A 920-nucleotide genomic window follows, 5' to 3' on the forward strand; every position below is an offset into this window, starting at 1 on the left:
AGTCTGCGGGACTCCGGACGATCCGGCCAGATCCCGCAGGCGGATGAGGGTTTGCGGATACGTGAGCCGCTCTGTTTTCTGCACCCAGTCGAGCACGGAACCCGCAGCGCCGCAGCCGAAGCAGTGGAACAGATTTTTGGCGGGCGTGATAACACAGGACGGCGTTTTATCAGGATGGAACGGGCAGCACAGCACCACATCCTTGCCCCGTTTTGCCAGCCGGTGGCCCTGCGACTGTGCCACCGCAACCAGTGACACATCACGCTTAAGCTGCTCAAGCTCTGCCGGGGTCATCCTTGCCATAACGCTGTTTCCTGTTAAATAGTCATCAATAGACACTTGTGTAGNTTTCCTGTTAAATAGTCGTCAATAGACACTTGTGTAGATAACAATATCTATATAACATGGGATTTGCAACAGGTAACTAAAAAGGAGGCCATACAATGAACCCTATAACTTCATTGTGTGCAGGTATGGATATGACAGCATTTGCAGAGCGCCTTCGCCTGTTGCGCGAAGCCCGTAACCTGAGCCAGGTACGACTTTCAGAACTGCTTGGTGTTGACCCGCGAGCGTACAACCGCTGGGAGAAAGGGGCTTCCGCGCCTCATCTGGATACGGTGATTAAGATTGCCGACGTGTTGCAGGTGACACTGGACGAACTGGTTGGCCGCAAGGCGATGACGGAAGACGTTAAGATCCGCAACCACACACTCCATTCCCTGTGGCAGAAGGCAGATCAGTTGCCGGATTCCGATCAACAGGCGTTAATCATCGTGCTGGACAGTTTTGTTAAGAAGTCGATGGTAGAGCAGGCTTTAGGGATAAACAACAGACGTTAACACTGAACGCGGCAGGAGTGAGTTCGCACCTCATCCCTGCCGCTGACCACAACCAACTAACAGGAGTAGTTGATATGG

2 protein-coding genes are annotated in these 920 nt (G+C 52.8%); one reads left to right on the top strand and one right to left on the bottom strand.

Going from position 1 to position 920, the window contains the following annotated elements; all coding sequences use genetic code 11:
- On the bottom strand, window positions 1–303 hold a 303-nt coding region (locus JJB97_RS18160; RefSeq protein WP_238715482.1), incomplete at its 3' end, for a CHC2 zinc finger domain-containing protein.
- Window positions 304–479: 176 nt separating this feature from the next.
- On the opposite strand from JJB97_RS18160, the gene JJB97_RS18165 reads away from it, so the two are divergent.
- Window positions 480–842 (top strand): helix-turn-helix domain-containing protein, encoded by a 363-nt coding sequence (locus JJB97_RS18165; RefSeq protein ID WP_238715484.1) that lies wholly within the window; start codon window positions 480–482, stop codon window positions 840–842.
- Window positions 843–920: the final 78 nt, after the last annotated feature.

The organism is Tenebrionibacter intestinalis (genome assembly GCF_016632365.1).
GTDB lineage: Bacteria > Pseudomonadota > Gammaproteobacteria > Enterobacterales > Enterobacteriaceae > Tenebrionibacter > Tenebrionibacter intestinalis.